This is a genomic window from Cupriavidus lacunae (assembly GCF_003353055.1).
Taxonomy (GTDB): Bacteria; Pseudomonadota; Gammaproteobacteria; order Burkholderiales; family Burkholderiaceae; genus Cupriavidus; species Cupriavidus lacunae.
Genome location: NZ_QKWJ01000013.1, coordinates 109,907 through 127,275, shown reverse-complemented (window position 1 = coordinate 127,275; position 17,369 = coordinate 109,907). Strand labels below are relative to the sequence as shown.

Annotated in this window: 18 protein-coding genes; 8 read left to right on the top strand and 10 right to left on the bottom strand. The window is 66.8% G+C overall.

The genetic code is table 11. The annotated features are described in order from the left end of the window. Positions 1–203: 203 nt before the first annotated feature. Entirely contained in the window at positions 204–1,367 is a 1,164-nt protein-coding gene (gene metK / locus DN412_RS13620; RefSeq protein ID WP_115212137.1) for a methionine adenosyltransferase, read from the bottom strand. Positions 1,368–1,699: 332 nt separating this feature from the next. Between metK and DN412_RS13615 the strand changes: the two genes are divergently transcribed. The 4 genes from DN412_RS13615 to DN412_RS13600 all read left to right on the top strand — a co-directional run bounded on the left by DN412_RS13615 (position 1,700) and on the right by DN412_RS13600 (position 5,321). After that, positions 1,700–2,605, top strand: coding sequence for a lysophospholipid acyltransferase family protein (locus tag DN412_RS13615; RefSeq protein WP_115212136.1), 906 nt, complete (start codon positions 1,700–1,702; stop codon positions 2,603–2,605). Continuing rightward, positions 2,602–3,495: a lipid A biosynthesis lauroyl acyltransferase gene (locus tag DN412_RS13610; RefSeq protein WP_115212118.1), complete on the top strand. Its 894-nt coding sequence runs from the start codon at positions 2,602–2,604 to the stop codon at positions 3,493–3,495. Before DN412_RS13615 ends, DN412_RS13610 begins: the two co-directional genes overlap by 4 nt. A 52-nt stretch (positions 3,496–3,547) precedes the next feature. Continuing rightward, complete coding sequence (gene dapF / locus DN412_RS13605) at positions 3,548–4,414, top strand: diaminopimelate epimerase (RefSeq protein ID WP_078194875.1); 867 nt, start codon at positions 3,548–3,550, stop codon at positions 4,412–4,414. Between the two features lie 97 nt (positions 4,415–4,511). After that, positions 4,512–5,321 carry a polyphosphate kinase 2 family protein gene (locus tag DN412_RS13600; RefSeq protein ID WP_115212117.1) on the top strand — a complete coding sequence of 270 codons (810 nt, stop codon included), beginning with the start codon at positions 4,512–4,514 and terminating at the stop codon, positions 5,319–5,321. On the opposite strand, the gene DN412_RS13595 is transcribed toward DN412_RS13600, so the two are convergent. Both DN412_RS13595 and pyrE read right to left on the bottom strand, forming a co-directional pair. Continuing rightward, positions 5,322–6,608, bottom strand: coding sequence for a DUF3734 domain-containing protein (locus DN412_RS13595; protein WP_115212135.1), 1,287 nt, complete (start codon positions 6,606–6,608; stop codon positions 5,322–5,324). 101 nt (positions 6,609–6,709) lie between these two features. Beyond that, on the bottom strand, positions 6,710–7,396 hold the full coding sequence (gene pyrE / locus DN412_RS13590) for an orotate phosphoribosyltransferase (RefSeq protein WP_106061998.1): 687 nt from the start codon (positions 7,394–7,396) through the stop codon (positions 6,710–6,712). Between the two features lie 27 nt (positions 7,397–7,423). On the opposite strand from pyrE, the gene DN412_RS13585 reads away from it, so the two are divergent. Continuing rightward, a complete protein-coding gene (locus tag DN412_RS13585; protein ID WP_115212116.1) occupies positions 7,424–8,200 on the top strand; it encodes an exodeoxyribonuclease III in 777 nt (258 codons plus the stop codon). Between the two features lie 9 nt (positions 8,201–8,209). Here DN412_RS13585 and DN412_RS13580 read toward each other — a convergent pair whose 3' ends face one another. After that, on the bottom strand, positions 8,210–8,611 hold the full coding sequence (locus DN412_RS13580) for a type II toxin-antitoxin system MqsA family antitoxin (protein ID WP_115212115.1): 402 nt from the start codon (positions 8,609–8,611) through the stop codon (positions 8,210–8,212). A 15-nt stretch (positions 8,612–8,626) separates the two neighbouring features. Next, a complete protein-coding gene (locus DN412_RS13575; RefSeq protein ID WP_115212114.1) occupies positions 8,627–8,923 on the bottom strand; it encodes a type II toxin-antitoxin system MqsR family toxin in 297 nt (98 codons plus the stop codon). Between the two features lie 172 nt (positions 8,924–9,095). Between DN412_RS13575 and argC the strand changes: the two genes are divergently transcribed. Beyond that, positions 9,096–10,043, top strand: coding sequence for an N-acetyl-gamma-glutamyl-phosphate reductase (gene argC / locus DN412_RS13570; RefSeq protein WP_115212113.1), 948 nt, complete (start codon positions 9,096–9,098; stop codon positions 10,041–10,043). A gap of 67 nt (positions 10,044–10,110) precedes the next feature. Here the strand turns inward: argC and DN412_RS13565 are convergent, their stop codons facing one another. Then, positions 10,111–11,073, bottom strand: a complete 963-nt coding sequence (locus tag DN412_RS13565; RefSeq protein WP_115212134.1) for a M48 family metallopeptidase — start codon at positions 11,071–11,073, stop codon at positions 10,111–10,113. A gap of 98 nt (positions 11,074–11,171) precedes the next feature. Here DN412_RS13565 and DN412_RS13560 point away from each other — a divergent pair, with 98 nt between their 5' ends. Next, positions 11,172–12,431, top strand: a complete 1,260-nt coding sequence (locus DN412_RS13560) for a muropeptide transporter (protein WP_115212112.1) — start codon at positions 11,172–11,174, stop codon at positions 12,429–12,431. 27 nt (positions 12,432–12,458) lie between these two features. Here DN412_RS13560 and DN412_RS13555 read toward each other — a convergent pair whose 3' ends face one another. After that, on the bottom strand, positions 12,459–13,307 hold the full coding sequence (locus DN412_RS13555; RefSeq protein ID WP_115212111.1) for an acyl-CoA thioesterase: 849 nt from the start codon (positions 13,305–13,307) through the stop codon (positions 12,459–12,461). A gap of 121 nt (positions 13,308–13,428) precedes the next feature. After that, positions 13,429–14,316 (bottom strand): DMT family transporter, encoded by an 888-nt coding sequence (locus DN412_RS13550; RefSeq protein WP_115212110.1) that lies wholly within the window; start codon positions 14,314–14,316, stop codon positions 13,429–13,431. A 110-nt stretch (positions 14,317–14,426) separates the two neighbouring features. Between DN412_RS13550 and DN412_RS13545 the strand changes: the two genes are divergently transcribed. After that, the gene (locus DN412_RS13545; protein ID WP_115212109.1) at positions 14,427–15,341 is read left to right on the top strand and encodes a LysR family transcriptional regulator; all 915 of its coding nucleotides are present in this window, start codon (positions 14,427–14,429) and stop codon (positions 15,339–15,341) included. On the opposite strand, the gene metW is transcribed toward DN412_RS13545, so the two are convergent. Further along, entirely contained in the window at positions 15,342–15,953 is a 612-nt protein-coding gene (gene metW / locus DN412_RS13540; RefSeq protein WP_115212108.1) for a methionine biosynthesis protein MetW, read from the bottom strand. Next, entirely contained in the window at positions 15,950–17,131 is a 1,182-nt protein-coding gene (metX, locus tag DN412_RS13535; protein WP_115212107.1) for a homoserine O-succinyltransferase MetX, read from the bottom strand. Before metX ends, metW begins: the two co-directional genes overlap by 4 nt. Positions 17,132–17,369: the final 238 nt, after the last annotated feature.

Here is a 17,369-nt window from a genome sequence, read left to right as displayed (position 1 = left end):
GGGGCTTTCGTTGGATTGGTTGTGATGGTATGCGGTTGGTTGTCGTGCTTGGCGGGCGTGGGCTGTTTCGCCGGCGTAGCCGGCGAATCAGCCACGCAAAGCACGCCACGACACCACATAGCCAAAGAACCATAAAAAAAACCCCGCAGACCCTTCCGAGCCCACAGGGCATCCCATAGCAACTGCCGACTCCAGCCAGATGCTTACAGCCCCGCAGCAGCACGCAAGGCAGCCGCCTTGTCAGTAGCTTCCCACGAGAATTCCGGCTCTTCACGGCCGAAATGGCCATAGGCGGCAGTCTTCTCGTAAATCGGGCGCAGCAGGTCCAGCATCTGCACGATGCCCTTCGGACGCAGGTCGAAATGCTCCTGCACCAGTTCGGCGATCTTGGCGTCGGGGATCTTGCCGGTGCCTTCGGTGTAGACCGTCACGTTGATCGGGCGGGCCACGCCGATGGCATAGCTGACCTGCACCTGGCACTGGCGCGCCAGGCCCGAGGCCACCACGTTCTTGGCCACGTAGCGCGCGGCGTAGGCGGCCGAGCGGTCGACCTTGGACGGGTCCTTGCCCGAGAACGCGCCGCCACCATGGGGCGAAGCACCGCCGTAGGTGTCGACGATGATCTTGCGCCCGGTCAGGCCGCAGTCGCCCTGCGGGCCGCCGATCACGAAGCGCCCGGTCGGGTTGACCAGGTACTTGGTTTCCTTGAGCATCTCGGCCGGCAGCACCGCCTTGATGATGTCCTCGATCACGGCTTCGCGGATCTGGGCCTGGGCGATGTCCGGCGCGTGCTGGGTCGACAGCACCACGGTGTCCACGCTGTGCGGCTTGCCGTCGACATAACGCACCGTGACCTGCGACTTGGCGTCCGGGCGCAGCCAGGGCAGGCGGCCGTCGCGGCGCAGCTGCGACTGGCGCTCGACCAGGCGGTGGGCGTAGTAGATCGGGAACGGCATCAGTTCCGGGGTCTCGTCGCAGGCGTAGCCGAACATCAGGCCCTGGTCGCCGGCACCCTGGTTCAGGTAGTCGTCGGAGGCGCGGTCGACGCCCTGGGCGATGTCGGGCGACTGCTTGTCATAGGCCACCAGCACGGCGCAGCCCTTGTAGTCGATGCCGTATTCGGTGTTGTCGTACCCGATGCGCTTGATGGTGTCGCGCGCGATCTGGATATAGTCGACATTGGCGGTCGTGGTGATTTCCCCGGCCAGCACCACCAGACCGGTGTTGCAAAGCGTCTCAGCTGCCACACGCGCATACTTGTCCTGGGCCAGGATGGCGTCCAGGACGGCGTCGGAAATCTGGTCAGCGACCTTGTCGGGATGGCCTTCGGAGACGGATTCCGAAGTAAAAAGGAAGTCGTTTGCCACGAACTTATTCTCCAGGTTGGCTATTGCGTGCCAGCCTGTTCGGTTCATGGCGGCGACGCTTTAGCGGTATTTCAGGCAGCCCGTTTAGAGCCGCATCGCCCCGCAAGTTGTCAGTTAACTCGGCGATACACGCTATTATACGCGCCTGCCGGCTTCGTTGCAGCGCGCCAATGGTGCGGTACAACACCTTGCCGGCACGCCGGGGCGCTGTGCCCGTGCTGGTCCCTGTTGACGGCACGCGGCGTGCGGAACTGAACACCGCATCGAAAAAAACGCCTGCTCGCCCGTCTGTTCCCGGCACGGACCCGCGACAGATCTGTTTTTCGCGCCTGATGACCTTTTTATTCTGGCTGATCTCCCGACTCCCCCTGCGGCTGCTGCAAGCCGTGGGCGGCGCCCTCGGCCTGCTGATCGCACGCCTGCCCGGCCGCTATGGCCAGCGCCTGCGGGAAAACTTCCGCCTGGCGTTCCCTGATGCCACCGAGGCGATGATCGACGAAGCCGCCCGCTCGACCGGGCGCATGATCATCGAGATGCCTTACTTCTGGAGCCGCAGCAGGATCGGCGCAAAGCTGCACGGCTTTGACGACTACCTGTGGCCCGAGCTCGGGAAGCTGCAGGCGCGCGGCAAGGGCATTATCATCCTGACCCCGCACCTGGGCTGCTTTGAAGTGCTGCCGCAGTCCCACGCACTGCATCGTCCGGTCACCGCGCTGTTCAAGCCGCCGCACCAACCCTGGCTGCGCGAGTGGATCGAGAAAATGCGCACCCGCCCCAACATGCATATGGCGCCGGCCACGCCGCGCGGCGTGCGCATGCTGGTGAAGGCGCTCAAGCGTGGCCAGGCCGTAGGCATCCTGCCCGACCAGGTGCCCAGCGGCGGCGAAGGCAACTGGGCGCCGTTCTTCGGCAAGCCCGCCTATACGATGGCGCTGGTGCACCGGCTGCAGCAACTGACCGGCGCGCCGGTAGTGGCGGTCTTTGCCGAGCGCCTGCCGCGCGGCGCCGGCTATCGCGGCCATCTGCGCGTGATCAACGACGGCGGCATGCTGCCGGACGATCCTGCCACCGCCGCCGCGGCCATCAACCGGACCATCGAAGAACTGGTGCGCCTGTCCCCCACCCAGTATCTGTGGGGCTACAACCGCTACAAGCAACCCGCCGGAGCGGGCAGCCCGGATGCGCCGGGCACCCCGGGCAACGACACCGAGCCGGTCACTGATCAATCGATTTCATGAGCCGTGTGTTCACCTGGCTCGGCATCGGCCTGCTGACGGTGCTAGGCAAACTGCCATATCCGTTCGTCGCGCGCTTCGGCGAGGCGCTTGGCAGCCTGCTGTACCGTTTGCCCAGCGAGCGGCGCCGCGTGGTGCAGGCCAACCTACGCCTGTGCTTCCCGGAGCGCACCGAGGCCGAGATCGACGCGCTCTCGCACCAGAGCTTCCGCATCCTGTTCCGCAGCTTTTCCGAGCGCGGCATCTTCTGGACCGGCAGCGAGGCACAGATGCGCCGCTGGGTGCAGATCGACGACCAGGCCGACCTGGTGGCACTGGACGGCACCCCGCATATCCTGGTGACGCTGCACCTGTCGGGCGTGGAGGCCGGCGCGATCCGGCTCACCATCCACCTGCGCGAGCATGTCGGCCGCTCCGGCGCCTCGCTCTACACGACACAGAAGAACGCCCTGTTCGACAGCTTCCTGAAGCGGGCCCGCGGGCGTTTTGGCGCCAACATGATCTCGCGCAACGACAGCGCGCGCGACATCCTGCGCGGCCTGAAAAAGGGCGAGGCGATGCAGCTGATCGCCGACATGGACTTCGGCGAGCGCGATTCGGAGTTCGTGCCGTTCTTCGGCGTGCAGGCGCTGACCCTGACTTCGGTATCGCGGCTGGCGCGGCTGACCGGGGCCAAGGTGGTGCCGATCTATACCGAGATGCTGCCCGACTACCAGGGCTATGTGCTGCGCGTACTGCCCGCCTGGCAGCACTACCCGGGCGCGAGCGTGACCGAAGACACGCGCCGCATGAATGCCTTTTTCGAGGACTGCATCCGCCCGCGCGTGCCCGAGTACTACTGGGTGCACAAGCGCTTCAAGAACCGCATGCCGGGCGAGCCCGCGATCTACTGAGCGTGGCCGGCACGTCCAACGCGTCCGGCGCCCCGCAGCTACAATCCCCACCATGAAACTCCAGTTCACCAAGATGCACGGCGCGGGCAACGACTTTGTCGTGCTCGACGGCATCCACCAGCAGATCGACCTGACCCCGGCGCAGTGGCGTGCCCTTGCCAGCCGGCATTTCGGCGTGGGCGCGGACCAGATCCTGATCGTCGAGAAGCCGACCCGCCCGGACGTCGACTTCCGCTACCGCATCGTCAATGCCGACGGCAGCGAGGTGGAGCACTGCGGCAACGGCGCGCGCTGCTTCGTGCGCTTTGTCACGGACAAGGGCATGACCGACAAGCGCTCGGTGCGCGTGGAGGTGATGAACGGCGTGATCACGCTGACGCTGCAGGACGATGGCCAGGTCACGGTGGACATGGGCGCGCCCGAGCTGGAACCGGCGCGCGTGCCGTTCCGCGCGCAGGGCCTGCCGACCCGCACCGAAGGCGCCGACACGCTGTACGGCCTGGAGGTGAACGGCCGCACCGAATGGATCTCGGCGGTGTCGATGGGCAACCCGCACGCGGTGCAGGTGGTGGACGACGTGGAGAATTTCCCGGTCCTGCAGGACGGCCCGGTGGTGGAATACCACCCCGCCTTCCCGAACCGCGTCAACGCCGGTTTCATGCAGGTGGCAGACCGCCACGCCATCCGCCTGCGCGTCTACGAGCGCGGCGCCGGCGAGACCCTGGCCTGCGGCACCGGCGCCTGCGCGGCCGTGGTGGCCGGCATCCGGCGCGGCCTGCTGGACTCGCCGGTGCGGGTCCACACCCACGGCGGCGAGCTGAACATTGCCTGGGACGGCGGCGCGGAACCGGTGCGCATGACCGGCCCGGCCACCACGGTGTTCGAGGGCAGCATTGACCTCTCGGCCCTGCCGGCCTGACCATAGGGGCTGCGCGCCCCGCTTTGCCCCGGCTTCTTCTCCCACAGCGGCGGGGCCGCCCCAAGTTGATCATGCAGGTCAGACCGATGGAGTGCACATGCCGCTGGACGATTTCCGCATCACTTCAGGCAAGGATTTTCAGCTTGCCAACTTTGACCCCGGCAGCAAACCGATGTCGGGCGAAAACAAGCAGGCCGACCTCGCGCGCATTACGCAACTGAGCACCGAGCTCGACGCCGAGCAGGACATCTTCTACGCCGAGCACCGCCGCAAGCTGCTGGTCGTGCTGCAGGGCATGGATACCAGCGGCAAGGACGGCACGGTGCGATCGGTGTTCCGCAGCTTCGACCCGCTGGGCATCCGCGTGGTGGGCTTCAAGTCGCCGTCACCGGAGGAGCTGGCGCGCGACTACTTGTGGCGCGTCCACCTGCAGGTGCCGAAGTCAGGCGAGATCGTGGTCTTCAACCGCAGCCACTATGAAGACGTCCTGATCACGCGCGTGCACGACTGGATCGACGCCGCCGAATGCGAGCGGCGCTTCCGCCAGATCCGGGACTTCGAGTCGATGCTGACCGAGACCGGCACCACCATCGTCAAGTGCTTCCTGCACATTTCGAAAGATGAGCAAAAGGCACGGCTCGAGGCCCGCCTTGCCGATCCGCAGAAGCACTGGAAGTTCGATGCCACCGACCTGGCCGAGCGCAAGCACTGGAAAGCGTACATGGACGCCTACGAGGCTGCCATCACAGCCACCAGCACGCAGGAATGCCCGTGGTACATCGTACCGGCCGACTCCAAAACACATCGCAACCTGATGGTGGCGGAGATCATGGCGCACGTGTTCGCCAGGCTCAAACCCGCCTATCCACCGCCGCGCCCGGAACTGGAAAAGCTGAAGGTCGATTAGTTATTCGCCGTTGCCGCGGTGCACGTCGTGCGTCACGAAGGGATGCTCGGGCCCGGGCATGGCCAGCCAGTGCGGATGCTTCAGCGTCTGGCGGATATCGTCCAGCCCGCTGGTCCAGTGCTCGTGCATGGTCAGCGAGCCGAACTGGTAGTCCTTGGCGAGGTTCTCGAACGCCTTGTCGCGGTAGATCAGCTGGATCACGTTGCGCCGCGCGTCGCAGGCGTGCTCGGCGGCGCGGCGATACCAGTTGTTGTCGCGCTTTGACTGCGGCACCAGCGCCATCACTTCATTGAGCATGCGGCGGAAATTCTGCTGCTCGCGCATGTAGTCGGTAATGGCACGGGTGCGGCTGGAGTACTGGATGTCCTTCTGGCGCTCGGCCACGTCGATCAGGTCGTGCGGCAGCTTGCCGCGCGCGCTCCACAGGTCTACCTGGAAGATCAGCGCATCGCGCCGCGGCTGTGCCGTCAGCACTTCGGCCAGCGGCGTGTTCGAGACCAGGCCGCCATCCCAGTAGTACTCGCCGTCGATCTCCACGGCCGGAAAGCCTGGCGGCAATGCGCCCGAGGCCATGAAGTGCTCGGGCCTGAGCGTCTCGCGGGTGTTGTCGAAATAGGCAAAGTTGCCGGTGCGCACGTTGACCGCGCCAACCGACACCCGCATTTCCTGCGGCCGATGGTTGATCAGGTCGAAGTCGGCAAAGCGCTCGAGCGTGGCCCTGAGCGGCGTGGTGTCGTAGTAGCTGGCCCGGCTCGGGTCGGTGTAGCGCGAGACCAGCTCCAGCCAGCTGCGCGGCTGGAAGAAGCCGCGCTGGCCCTCGAACATCGCCCGCGCGGCTTGCAGGCCATCGAACCAGACGCGCAGCGGTTCCGGCCAGCTTTCGGCGCTGTCGGTCAGCCACGAATGCGACAGGCTGGGCAGCCAGGGTTGCGCGCAGATGTACTCCCAGAACGCGCGCAACTGCTCGACGCGGCGCTCGGGCGGATTGCCGGCGATCACTGCCGCGTTGAGCGCACCAATTGATATGCCGGCAACCCAGTTCGGATAGACGCCGCCCTCGGCCAGGCCCTGGTAGACGCCCGCCTGGTATGCGCCCAGGGCGCCTCCGCCCTGCAGCACCAGCGCCCGCACGGCGTAGGCCTCATGCGGCGGGCGGTCGGGCCCTTTCGCGGCCTTGCGTACTGGCTCGCATGGCTTGATCTGGGCGCCGCGCTCTGCCAGTGAATCCGCCGGCGCAGCCTGTGCTGCCTGCCGCCCTGCCTGCTCCTGCCGCTCTTTTGCCGCCACGCCGCGCTCCCTCCCGGTCTGAAAGTCAGCCGCCTGTCCGCTGCACGCGGAATGTGCGGAGTTGGGGCGCTGGCTGGCAGCGCCCACCGTCATCAACGGTTTCAGACGCCGTAGCGCTGACGATAGGCCGCCACGGCCTCGCGCGAAGCCCCCAGCGCCGGGTCCTGCGAGGCATCGAGATACGCCAGCAGGTCCTTCAGGCTGGCGATCGCGATCACGGGGATGCCGAATTCGCGCTGCACGTCCTGCACGGCGGAATGCGTGCCGACCTGCTCGGCGGTGCCGCTCTTTTCCATGCGGTCCAGGGCGATCAGCACCGCGGCCGGCTCGGCGCCGGCCGCGCGGATCATGTTCACCGATTCGCGTACCGAGGTGCCGGCGGAAATCACGTCGTCGATGATGACGACCTTGCCCTGCAGCTTTGCCCCGACCAGGGTGCCGCCTTCGCCGTGATCCTTGGCTTCCTTGCGGTTGTAGGCGAAGCCGACGTCACGTCCCATGCCAGCCAGCGCCACCGCGGTGGCCGACGCCAGCGTGATGCCCTTGTAGGCCGGCCCGAACAGCACGTCGAACTGCACGCCCGAGGCCAGCAGGGTTTTGGCATAGAATTGCGCCACCTGACCCAGCATCGCGCCCTGGTTGAACAGGCCGGCGTTGAAGAAGTAGGGCGATTTGCGGCCGGCCTTGGTGACGAACTCGCCAAACGACAGCACGCCCGCATCGAGCGCAAAGCGGATAAAGGTCTGGCTGAGATCGGTACCCGCGGGCGGATTCTGCTGCGTCATCATTTCTCTCTGAATTCAAAATTTCCCCGAATGTTACGGATTATCAGCGCCAACCTCAACGGCATCCGCTCCGCGTCGAAAAAGGGCTTTTTCGACTGGATGGGCAAGCAGGACGCAGACATGGTCTGCGTGCAGGAACTGAAGGCGCAGGCCGCCGACATGACGGAAGCGTTCCTTGCGCCACATGGCTACCACGGCTATTTCCATTACGCCGAGAAGAAGGGCTACAGCGGGGTAGGCCTCTACACTCGCCATAAGCCCGAGCGCGTGGTCACCGGCTTCGGCATCCCCGAGTTCGACAACGAAGGCCGCTATGTGGAAGTGCAGTACCCGCACCTGGCGGTGATCTCGGTGTACGTGCCATCCGGCTCCAGCGGCGAGGAACGCCAGCAGGCCAAATTCCGCTTCATGGAGGCCTTCCTGCCGCACCTGCTGCAACTGAAGGCAAGCGGGCGCGAGATCGTGCTGTGCGGCGACGTCAACATCGCGCACAAGGAAATCGACATCAAGAACTGGAAGGGCAACCTGAAGAACTCAGGCTTCCTGCCGGAAGAGCGCGCCTGGATCGGCGAGCTGTTCGACACCCACGGCTATGTCGACGTGTTCCGCAAGCTGGACCCGCGCCCCGAGCAGTACACCTGGTGGAGCAACCGCGGCCAGGCCTACGCCAAGAACGTCGGCTGGCGCATCGACTACCACCTGGCCACGCCGAAGATCGCCGACACCGCGCACCTGTGCTCGATCTACAAGGACGAGAAGTTCAGCGACCACGCGCCGCTGTCGATCGACTACGACTTCCCGCTCTGAATCAGGTGCCTACGCCGCCCGGACCTCTTCGAGCAGTTCCGGGTGGCGGTCCAGCAGCTTGAGCAGCTTGACCAGCGCCAGCGGGGGCTTGGTCCGCCCGGTCTCGTAGCGTGAGAACGCATTGACCCCGCCGCCGAAGATCTCGGCGGCCTCGCGCTGGTCGAGGTGGAGTTTCTTGCGCACGCCTGTGATGTAGGCAGGCTCGATAAACGCGGCGTTGACCTGCCGATTGAACGCGTTCATCAGTTTCATCACGCGATCGCTCTCCTGCCAGTCGGTCACGGATTCGCCACATTCCGGGCAGAACTCGCCGCGCACGGATTCCAGGACCGTGGATTCGCCACGGTAGGTATAGGGGACATCGCGCACGTCGGCCACCAGTTCAGCCGCGCCGCACACAGGGCATTTCATTTTGCTCAGCTCCTTTCATCGTGCCTTGAACGACACGACCAGCAGGCCTTCAGTTACGGTCGGCTTCAGGTACACCCCACCGTACGGTGTCACCGGGCGGTAGACGTCCTGCCAGACGGTGTGGTCGGCGTAGGCGGTCATGCTCTTGTAGAAGTCGGCACTGGTCAGGCCCGCGACCACCTGCGCCAGCCCGGCCATGTCGAAGCCGAGTGCCGTGGCGCCATCGCGCGCGCATCGGGTGACGCGCACCCGCTTTGCTCCAATCAGCTCCCTGACCCGCCAGAGCGGGTAATGCGCCGTCCCCTTTTCCACGAAAATTAACCTACTTGGTTATATCCGGCAAGCCCGGAACTGTGCGAGATCGCAATAAGCCCATCGGTACAAACCCCTGCGACCCGCCCCCATCCCCGTTACAATGCAGGTTCCCTACCCCATGCGGCAGGGGACATTTCGCATTTCCCGCACCCCATTGAGTGAGTCAGCCATGGTTTTCAAAGTGTTCGTCGATGGTCAGGAAGGCACCACCGGTCTCCGGCTGCTTGACTATCTTTCCGGTCGTTCCGACGTGGAACTGCTGCGCATTGCCGATGACAAGCGCAAGGACCCGGCAGAACGAGCACGATTCCTGAACGCCGCCGACGTCGCCTTCCTGTGCCTGCCCGATGTGGCCTCGCGCGAGGCGGTATCGCTGGTGACCAACCCGAATACCTGCGTGATCGACGCCAGCACGGCGTTCCGCACCACCGATAGCTGGGCCTACGGCCTGCCCGAGCTGGTGCACGGCCAGCGCGAGAAGATCCGCGCCAGCAAGCGCATCGCGGTGCCGGGCTGCCACGCCAGCGCCTTCGTGCTGGCGGTGCGCCCGCTGGTGGACGCCGGCGTGCTGGCGGCCGACTACCCGGTTTCGGCGTTCTCCCTGACCGGCTACAGCGGCGGCGGCAAGTCGATGATTGCCGAGTTCGAAGCCGGCGGTAACCCGAAGCTGGACAGCCCGCGGCCGTACGCGCTGGGCCTGGAACACAAGCACCTGCCGGAAATGCGCGTGCAGGCCGGCCTGGCGCAGGCGCCGGTCTTCAACCCCATCGTCGGCAACTTCCTGAAGGGCCTGGCGGTGACGGTGCCCGTGTTCGCCGACCGGCTGGCGCGCAAGGTCAGCCCCGAGCAGATCGTCGAGATCTACCGCAAGCACTATGAAGGCGAGCAGTTCGTGCGCGTGATGCCGTACAACAGCGCCGACAATCTCGACGGCGGTTTCTTCGACGTGCAGGCCAACAACGACACCAACCGTGTCGACCTGTTCGTGTTCGGCAATGCTGAGCGCCTGAACCTGGTGGCGCGCCTGGACAACCTTGGCAAGGGCGCGGCCGGCGCGGCGGTGCAATGCATGAACGTGCATGTGGGCGCCGACGAGGCCACGGGGCTGCGTGCCTGACAGCGCCCGTTCCTGAACGCAAAGAAGCCGGCGCTGCCGGCTTCTTTCTTTTGCGCCTGCAGGCCGCTCAGCGCTGCAGCGGCTTCTGCCTGTCGTCGTCGCCGCTGTCCACCGGCGCGCCGCCCAGCCCCGCCACATTGGCGCGGTATGGCGGCAGCTTGTCCACCGTGGTGTTGGTCGCGCGCGCGTACAGCGGCAGCACCTCGGGCAGGTGCTTTTCCAGGTCGGCGATGCGGCTGCGCCCGGAAGGGTGCGTCGACAGGAACTCGGCGCCGGACTGCGTGACCTTGCCCATCTTCTGCCACAGCGACACCGCGGCGCGCGGATCGTAGCCGGCGCGCGCGGCGATATCCATGCCGATCAGGTCCGCCTCGGACTCATCCGCGCGCGAGAAGCGCAGCGTCAGCAGGTGAGCGCCGGTGCCCAGCGCCATGTTGCCGAGGTTGCCGAAGCCGAACAGCTGCGAGATCACGTTGGCGCCCAGGTTGGTGATCTCGGACTTGGCGGCGCGCTCGCGCGCATGCTCCCGCAGCGCGTGGGCGATCTCGTGGCCCATCGCCATGGCGGTCTCGTCGTCGGTCAGATTGAGCTGGTCGAGCAACCCGGTGTAGAAGGCGATCTTGCCGCCGGGCATGCAGAAGGCATTGACCTGTTTGGAGCCAATCAGGTTGATTTCCCACTGCCACTGCCGCGCGCGCTCGTTCCAGCGCGCGGTCTGCGGCAGCAGCCGCTTGCCGATGGCGCGCAGGCGGATCAGCTGCGGGTTGTTGTCGGCGGCCAGGGCGCGCTTGGCGATGGCCTCCTGCTTGAGCTGCTCATATTCCTGCGCGGCCTGCTGCTCGATGGCCTCGACCGGCACGATGGTGCGCACCGCCGAACCGCCGGGATTCAGCCGTATACCGTCGGCATCGCTGTCCTGTGCCTGCGCCGGCAAGCCCCAGCCGAGCGGCAACGCTGCCGCGGCCAGCGCCAGCGCGCGGGCCAGCCGGAGCCGGGTGGGACGCTGAACACCTTGCGGGCGGCGGAGCATGTGCGATTCCTTGGACGCAATCGGGGAGTGGGCAAACAGGTGATGCAATAATACACGGCACCCGCGCAGCCGCGCGGCGGCATTCGGCTGCCCCATTCATGAATTTCCAGACCTATCTAGACATCTTCCGCAACCGCCGCATCGGCGCCATGCTGGCGCTGGGCTTCGCCTCCGGGCTGCCGCTGGCGCTGACGTCGGGCACCTTGCAGGCATGGATGACGGTCGAGGGTCTGGATATCAAGACCATCGGCTTCTTCTCGCTGGTCGGCCAGGCCTATATCTTCAAGTTCCTGTGGGCGCCGCTGATGGACCGCTACACGCCGCCGCTGATGGGGCGCCGGCGCGGCTGGCTGCTGGTGACGCAGATCGGGCTGGTGCTGGGCATCGCCGGCATGGCCTTCTGCCCGCCGCGAGAGGCGCTGTGGACACTGGCGGCGCTGGCCACGCTGGTGGCCTTCCTGTCGGCCTCGCAGGACATCGTCTTCGACGCCTACAGTACCGACGTGCTGCGCCCGCCCGAGCGCGGCGCCGGCGCCGCGGTCAAGGTGCTGGGCTACCGGCTGGCGATGCTGGTCTCGGGCGGCCTGGCGCTGTGGCTGGCCGACCGCGTGCTGGGCTGGCAGCAGACCTACCTGCTGATGGCTGGGCTGATGGGCGTAGGCATCGTCACGCTGCTGTGGGCGCCTGAGCCTGACGTGCCGGCCCGCGTGCCACGCTCGCTCGAAGAGGCGGTGGTGGGCCCGCTGCGCGACTTCTTTGCACGCCCGGGCGCATGGTGGCTGCTGCTGCTGATCGTGCTGTACAAGCTTGGCGACGCCTTTGCTGGCAGCCTGTCGACCACCTTCCTGATCCGCGGCGTAGGCTTCTCGGCGGGCGAGGTGGGCATCGTCAACAAGACCCTGGGCCTGGCCGCGACCATCGTCGGCGCGCTGTTCGGCGGCACGCTGATGGTGCGCCTGGGCCTGTACCGTTCATTGATGCTGTTCGGCGTGCTGCAGGCGGTGTCGAACCTGGGTTACTGGATCCTGGCGGTGACGCCGCCGCACCTGTGGACCATGGGGACGGCCATCGCGATCGAGAACCTGTGCGGCGGCATGGGCACGGCGGCCTTTGTCGCACTGCTGATGACACTGTGCAACCGCTCGTTCTCGGCCACGCAGTACGCGCTGCTGTCGGCGCTGGCGTCGGTGGGCCGGGTCTATGTGGGGCCCACCTCGGGCTATATGGTCGAGGCCTGGGGCTGGGCGCCGTTCTACCTGGGCACCGTGGTGGTGGCGCTGCCTGGCGTGCTGCTGCTCTGGGCGATGCGTCACACCGTGCACCGCTACGAGGCCCAGGCGCGTGAAGCCGTCGCCTGAGCCGGGCCGGACTTGTTCCGGCCGGACTTATTCCTTGTAGTAGACGATCTGGTGCGAACTGGCGATCAGCTCGCCAGCCGCGCTCCACAGCTGCGCGCGCTGGTCGAAGAAGCCCTGCCTGAACACCTGCGCCTGCGCGCTGGCCAGCACGTGGCTGTCGCCCAGCGCGGCCAGCGTGTCCGCGTCGGCATGGAAATACGTAGTCATCGACACCGTGCCGGCCGGCACGAAGCCCGCGCGCTTGAGAAAGATGCGCGGGTAGAAGCTGTCGGCCCAGGCTGCCACCGCGGCAAAGTCCGGCGTGCGCGCCGGCGCGTCGCGCAGCCAGAACTGCGTCAGGCTGTCCGGGTGATGGGTGCCGGCCTCGGCGGTCGGCTTGGCGCCGCGCACCGGACGCATGTCGTAGGATTTGAGCCAGCGCACCGGCGCAAACCCGCCCATGGCCGGCAGGGTGTCGGCGGCCGGCACCTCCGGCATCACCGCTTCGCCACAGGCCCAGGTCTCGCGCCGCACGGCAAACATGGCGGTGGCGGTGGTGGCCACGGCATCGCCCTGGCGCAGTTCCAGCGTCCAGTGCTGGGTCGAGCGGTTGGTGCGCACCGGGCGCGCCTCGATCTCGAACGGCCCTTCCGCGATCGGCCCGGCAAAGTTGACCGTCAGCGAAACCGGGTCGCCCAGGCGCTGCGGATGGTCCAGCGCGGCCTGCAGCAGCGTGGCGGCGGTGATGCCGCCGAAGGGGCCGATCATGTTCCAGTACGCCGGGGTGGTGCGGCCCAGGAAGTGGTGTTCGCCGGCCGGCTCCAGCGCCAGCGCGTCGTCAAAGGGATGGAGCAAGCTGGCGGCAGTGGCCGCCTGGATCTGGGGCGCAGTGGACATGGCTGGTGTGGGTGGTTGGCACGCAGGGAATAGCACGATCGTTCGATCTTCTGCCTACACTAACCGTAGTCAGCGTTCGGGTCAATACACCAGAATGCGAAGCTGCCAGCCCGGTGCAGCATCAGCCCTGCGCCCGCCGCCGCAGCGGCAGGCTCCAGCCCAGCTGGTTCGCCACCACGCCCAGCAGCACCAGCGCCATGCCGGCGATCTGCAGCGGCCCCAGCACCACGCCGAACACCATCACGTCGATCACGATCGCCACCAGCGGGTAGATAAAGGACAGCGTGGCGATCGACACCACGTTGAGCCGCTGGAATGCGCCATACAGCAGCGTGTACATCACACCGGTATGCACCAGCCCGAGCGCCAGCAGCGTGGCCCAGGTGCCGGTGCCATAGCTGCCGGCGGCGGGATGGGCCAGCGGTGCCAGCATCAGCACCCCCAGCACCATCTGCAGCCCGGCGATCTGGCCCGGCGGGATCCCCTGCAGCCGGCGCGTGGCCAGGGTCGTCACCGCATACAGCAGTGCCGCCAGCAAGCCCAGGCCGATCCCGGCCAGCATCGCCGTCCCGGTGGGGCCGTGTTCAAGCCCCGTGATCAGCATCACCCCGGCAAAGGCCAGCACCAGCCATGGCAGCCGCGCGAACGGGAACGGCTCGCGCTGGATCACCGAGGTCAGCAGCAGCAGGTAGAACGGCTGGGTGTGATAGACCACGGTAGCAATGGCAATGCCGCTGTATGCGTAGGCCGAGAACAGGGCCAGCCAGTTGAGCACCAGCGTGACGCCGCCCAGCGCCAGCCAGCCAAGCTGCGCACGGGTCATCCGCACCCAGCCGCGCTGCAGCGTCAGCGCGCCCAGCAGCGCCGCGCCGCCGAACAGGCAGCGGAAGAAGACCACATCGAGCGGCGGCTGGCCGCTGGTGACCACGAACCAGCCGATAGTGCCAGACAGCAGCATGGCCGCGACCATGCGCCAGGCGCCGCCTGGCAACGGTTGTTGGGAGGACATGAAGGACTCCGGTCAGACAATGGGCGCATTGTTCCACCATGCGATCTGCTCAACAATCCCATCCCCACTCAATTAGTATTTGATCTGGAGTCAAAGATTGGGGATGTGCAATGCCGGATATGCCACTTAATGCGATGGCCGTGTTTGCGCGCGTGGTCGAGTGCGGCAGCTTCTCGGCCGCCGCGCAGGACCTGGGCATGACGCCTTCGGCAGTCAGCCGGCACGTCTCCCGGCTGGAAACCACGCTCGGCGCGAGCCTGCTGCAGCGGACCACGCGCGCCTTTGCGCTGACCGAACTGGGCCAGTCGGTCTACGCCGCCTGCGCCCGCATGACCGCCGCCGCGCGCGAGGTCACCGCGCTGGCCGGCGAGCACGGCGGCACGCCGCACGGCGTGCTGCGCGTCAGTGCGCCGGTCTCGTTCGGCCAGGCCTGGCTGGCACCGCGGCTGCCAGCGCTGCTGGCGAAGTACCCGGGACTGGATCTGCAGCTGACGCTGGCCGACCGCATGGTCGACCTGGTCGAAGAAGGCCTGGACGTGGCCGTGCGCATCGCGCGCGAGCTGGCGCCAGGGCTGGCGGCACGGCCGCTGCGCGAGGTGCGCTACCGGCTGGTGGCCTCGCCCGGCTACCTGGCCCGCCACGGCACGCCGGCCACGCCCGGCGACCTGCCGGCCGCACGCTGCCTGTACCTGGGCTATGGCAACTTCGGCGAGCGCTGGACCATGCGTCACCAGGCCGGCGGCGAGAAAGTGGAGGTGCGCATCCCGCCGCGTCTGACGCTGAACAACAGCCTGGCGATCATGAGCATGGTGGAGCGCGATGCCGGCATCGGGCTGGTGCCGGATTTCTCATTGGGCGATGCCCTGGACCATGGCCGCGTCGTCACCGTGCTGGCCGACTGGGACATCCTCGAGCCCTACATCGGCACGGCCTACGCGGTCTACACGCCTACGCGGCACGTGCCGCCCAAGGTGCGGGCGTTTGTCGACCACCTGGCCGCGACCGGGGGCGATGCGTCCCCCTGATCAGGCCGCGCAGACCCGGTACACCGCCAGGCTGCCGCGCCAGTTGCCGCCCCAGTTGACGGTCACGCCTTCGTGCATCACCACGCGGTCGATCACGCGCAGCCCGACCTTGGGCGCCAGTGCTTCGAAGTCGCTGATGGTCAGCACGCGCACGTTGGGCGTGTTGTACCACTGGTAGGGCAACGCCTCCGACACCGGCATGCGGCCGCGGAACACCGACAGCCGGTGCGGCCAGTAGCCGAAGTTGGGAAACGACACGATGCACTCGCGCCCCACCCGCAGCGTGTCGCGCAGCACCTGCGCGGTGTTGTGGATGGTCTGCAGCGTCTGCGACAGGATCACGGTGTCGAAGCTCTTGTCCTCGAACAGCGCCAGGCCGCCTTCCAGGTTCTGCTGGATGACATGGACGCCCTTCTGCGCGCACGCCAGCACGCCTTCGTCGCGGATCTCGATGCCGTAGGCCTGCACGTCCAGCTCGTCCTGCAGCACGCGCAGCAGGCTGCCGTCGCCGCAGCCCAGGTCGAGCACGGTCGAATTGGGTTCGATCCAGCGCGCGATCGCGCGGAAGTCGGGGCGCAGCGCCAGGATATTGGGATTGGCCGGGGCGTTCATGCGCCGATCTCCTCTGCGATGCGGTCGTAGTAGGCGCGCATCAGGTTGTGATAGCGCGGGTCGTCGAGCAGGAAGGCATCGTGGCCGTGCGGCGCGTCGATCTCGGCGTACGAGACCGGGCGCTTGTTGTCCAGCAGCGCCTTGACCAGCTCGCGGCTGCGGCTGGGCGCAAAGCGCCAGTCGGTGCCGAAGCTGGCCACCAGGAAGCTGGCCTGGGTCTGCGCCATCGCGCGCGTCAGGTCGCCGCCGTAGGCCAGCGCCGGGTCAAAGTAGTCGAGCGCGCGCGTGATCAGCAGGTAGGTGTTGGCGTCGAAATATTCGGCGAACTTGTCGCCCTGGTAGCGCAGGTAGCTCTCGACCTGGAATTCGACATCGAACGAGAAGCGGATGTCCTCGCTCTTGAGTTCGCGGCCGAATTTCTCCGCCATGTCCTCGTCCGACAGGTAGGTGATATGGCCGATCATGCGCGCCACGCGCAGGCCGCGCTTGGGCTTGACGCCATGCGCGTAATAGTTGCCGCCGTGGAAGTCGGGGTCGGACAGGATGGCGCTGCGCGCCACCTCGTTGAAGGCGATGTTCTGCGCCGACAGCTTGGGCGTGGACGCGACCACGATGCAATGGCGCAGGCGCTCCGGATACATCAGGCTCCAGGCCACCGCCTGCATGCCGCCGAGGCTGCCGCCCATCACCGCGGCGAACTGCGTGATGCCGAACGCATCGGCCACACGCGCCTGCGCATTGACCCAGTCTTCCACCGTCACCACCGGGAACGCCGCGCCGTAGGGCGCGCCGGTAGCCGGGTTGGTGCTCATCGGCCCGGTCGAGCCGAAGCACGAACCGAGGTTGTTCACGCCGATGACGAAGAAGCGGTTGGTATCGAGCGGTTTGCCGGGACCGACCATGTTGTCCCACCAGCCCACGTCGCGCGGATCCTCGGCATAGACGCCCGCCACATGGTGCGAGGCATTGAGCGCGTGGCACACCAGCACCGCGTTGGAGCGGGCCGCATTGAGCGTGCCATAGGTCTCGACCATCAGGTCGTAGCCGGCAATGGACGAGCCGTTGCGCAGCTTCAGCGGCTCGGCAAAGTGCATGCGCTGCGGCGCGACCACGCCGACCGAATCGGGCGGCAGGTCGAACGCGGCAGGCGCGGCGGTCGGCAGTGCGACATCAGTCATGGAATCCGGCCCGTGGCGAACGGGCATAAAAAAAGCCGACCGGCATTTGCGTATCAAGCGTCGCAGCCAAGTCGGGATTCGCTGGATTCCTTGCGGGATTCCGCGTGCCGGCGCCATCCACTACCGTGGTGGCATGGGGCGCCGACCCAACCTCTTTAGCCGCATTTATAGTGGCAAGCCTCCGGTCCTTGGTCCCGTGGCTGCCGCGCGCCCGCAAGCCAGTCATCAAATCGGCGCG

What these genes read in the sequence shown, in the direction of transcription:
- DN412_RS13555 (WP_115212111.1), bottom strand. Translation starts at nt 13,307, where the DNA reads ATGTCCACTGCGCCCCAGATCCAGGCGGCCACTGCCGCCAGCTTGCTC.
- pyrE (WP_106061998.1), bottom strand. Translation starts at nt 7,396, where the DNA reads ATGATGACGCAGCAGAATCCGCCCGCGGGTACCGATCTCAGCCAGACC.
- metW (WP_115212108.1), bottom strand. Translation starts at nt 15,953, where the DNA reads ATGAACGCCCCGGCCAATCCCAATATCCTGGCGCTGCGCCCCGACTTC.
- DN412_RS13610 (WP_115212118.1), top strand. Translation starts at nt 2,602, where the DNA reads ATGAGCCGTGTGTTCACCTGGCTCGGCATCGGCCTGCTGACGGTGCTA.
- DN412_RS13600 (WP_115212117.1), top strand. Translation starts at nt 4,512, where the DNA reads ATGCCGCTGGACGATTTCCGCATCACTTCAGGCAAGGATTTTCAGCTT.
- DN412_RS13615 (WP_115212136.1), top strand. Translation starts at nt 1,700, where the DNA reads ATGACCTTTTTATTCTGGCTGATCTCCCGACTCCCCCTGCGGCTGCTG.
- DN412_RS13565 (WP_115212134.1), bottom strand. Translation starts at nt 11,073, where the DNA reads ATGCTCCGCCGCCCGCAAGGTGTTCAGCGTCCCACCCGGCTCCGGCTG.
- DN412_RS13545 (WP_115212109.1), top strand. Translation starts at nt 14,427, where the DNA reads ATGCCGGATATGCCACTTAATGCGATGGCCGTGTTTGCGCGCGTGGTC.
- argC (WP_115212113.1), top strand. Translation starts at nt 9,096, where the DNA reads ATGGTTTTCAAAGTGTTCGTCGATGGTCAGGAAGGCACCACCGGTCTC.
- metX (WP_115212107.1), bottom strand. Translation starts at nt 17,131, where the DNA reads ATGACTGATGTCGCACTGCCGACCGCCGCGCCTGCCGCGTTCGACCTG.
- DN412_RS13550 (WP_115212110.1), bottom strand. Translation starts at nt 14,316, where the DNA reads ATGTCCTCCCAACAACCGTTGCCAGGCGGCGCCTGGCGCATGGTCGCG.
- DN412_RS13580 (WP_115212115.1), bottom strand. Translation starts at nt 8,611, where the DNA reads ATGAAATGCCCTGTGTGCGGCGCGGCTGAACTGGTGGCCGACGTGCGC.
- DN412_RS13585 (WP_115212116.1), top strand. Translation starts at nt 7,424, where the DNA reads ATGTTACGGATTATCAGCGCCAACCTCAACGGCATCCGCTCCGCGTCG.
- DN412_RS13560 (WP_115212112.1), top strand. Translation starts at nt 11,172, where the DNA reads ATGAATTTCCAGACCTATCTAGACATCTTCCGCAACCGCCGCATCGGC.
- dapF (WP_078194875.1), top strand. Translation starts at nt 3,548, where the DNA reads ATGAAACTCCAGTTCACCAAGATGCACGGCGCGGGCAACGACTTTGTC.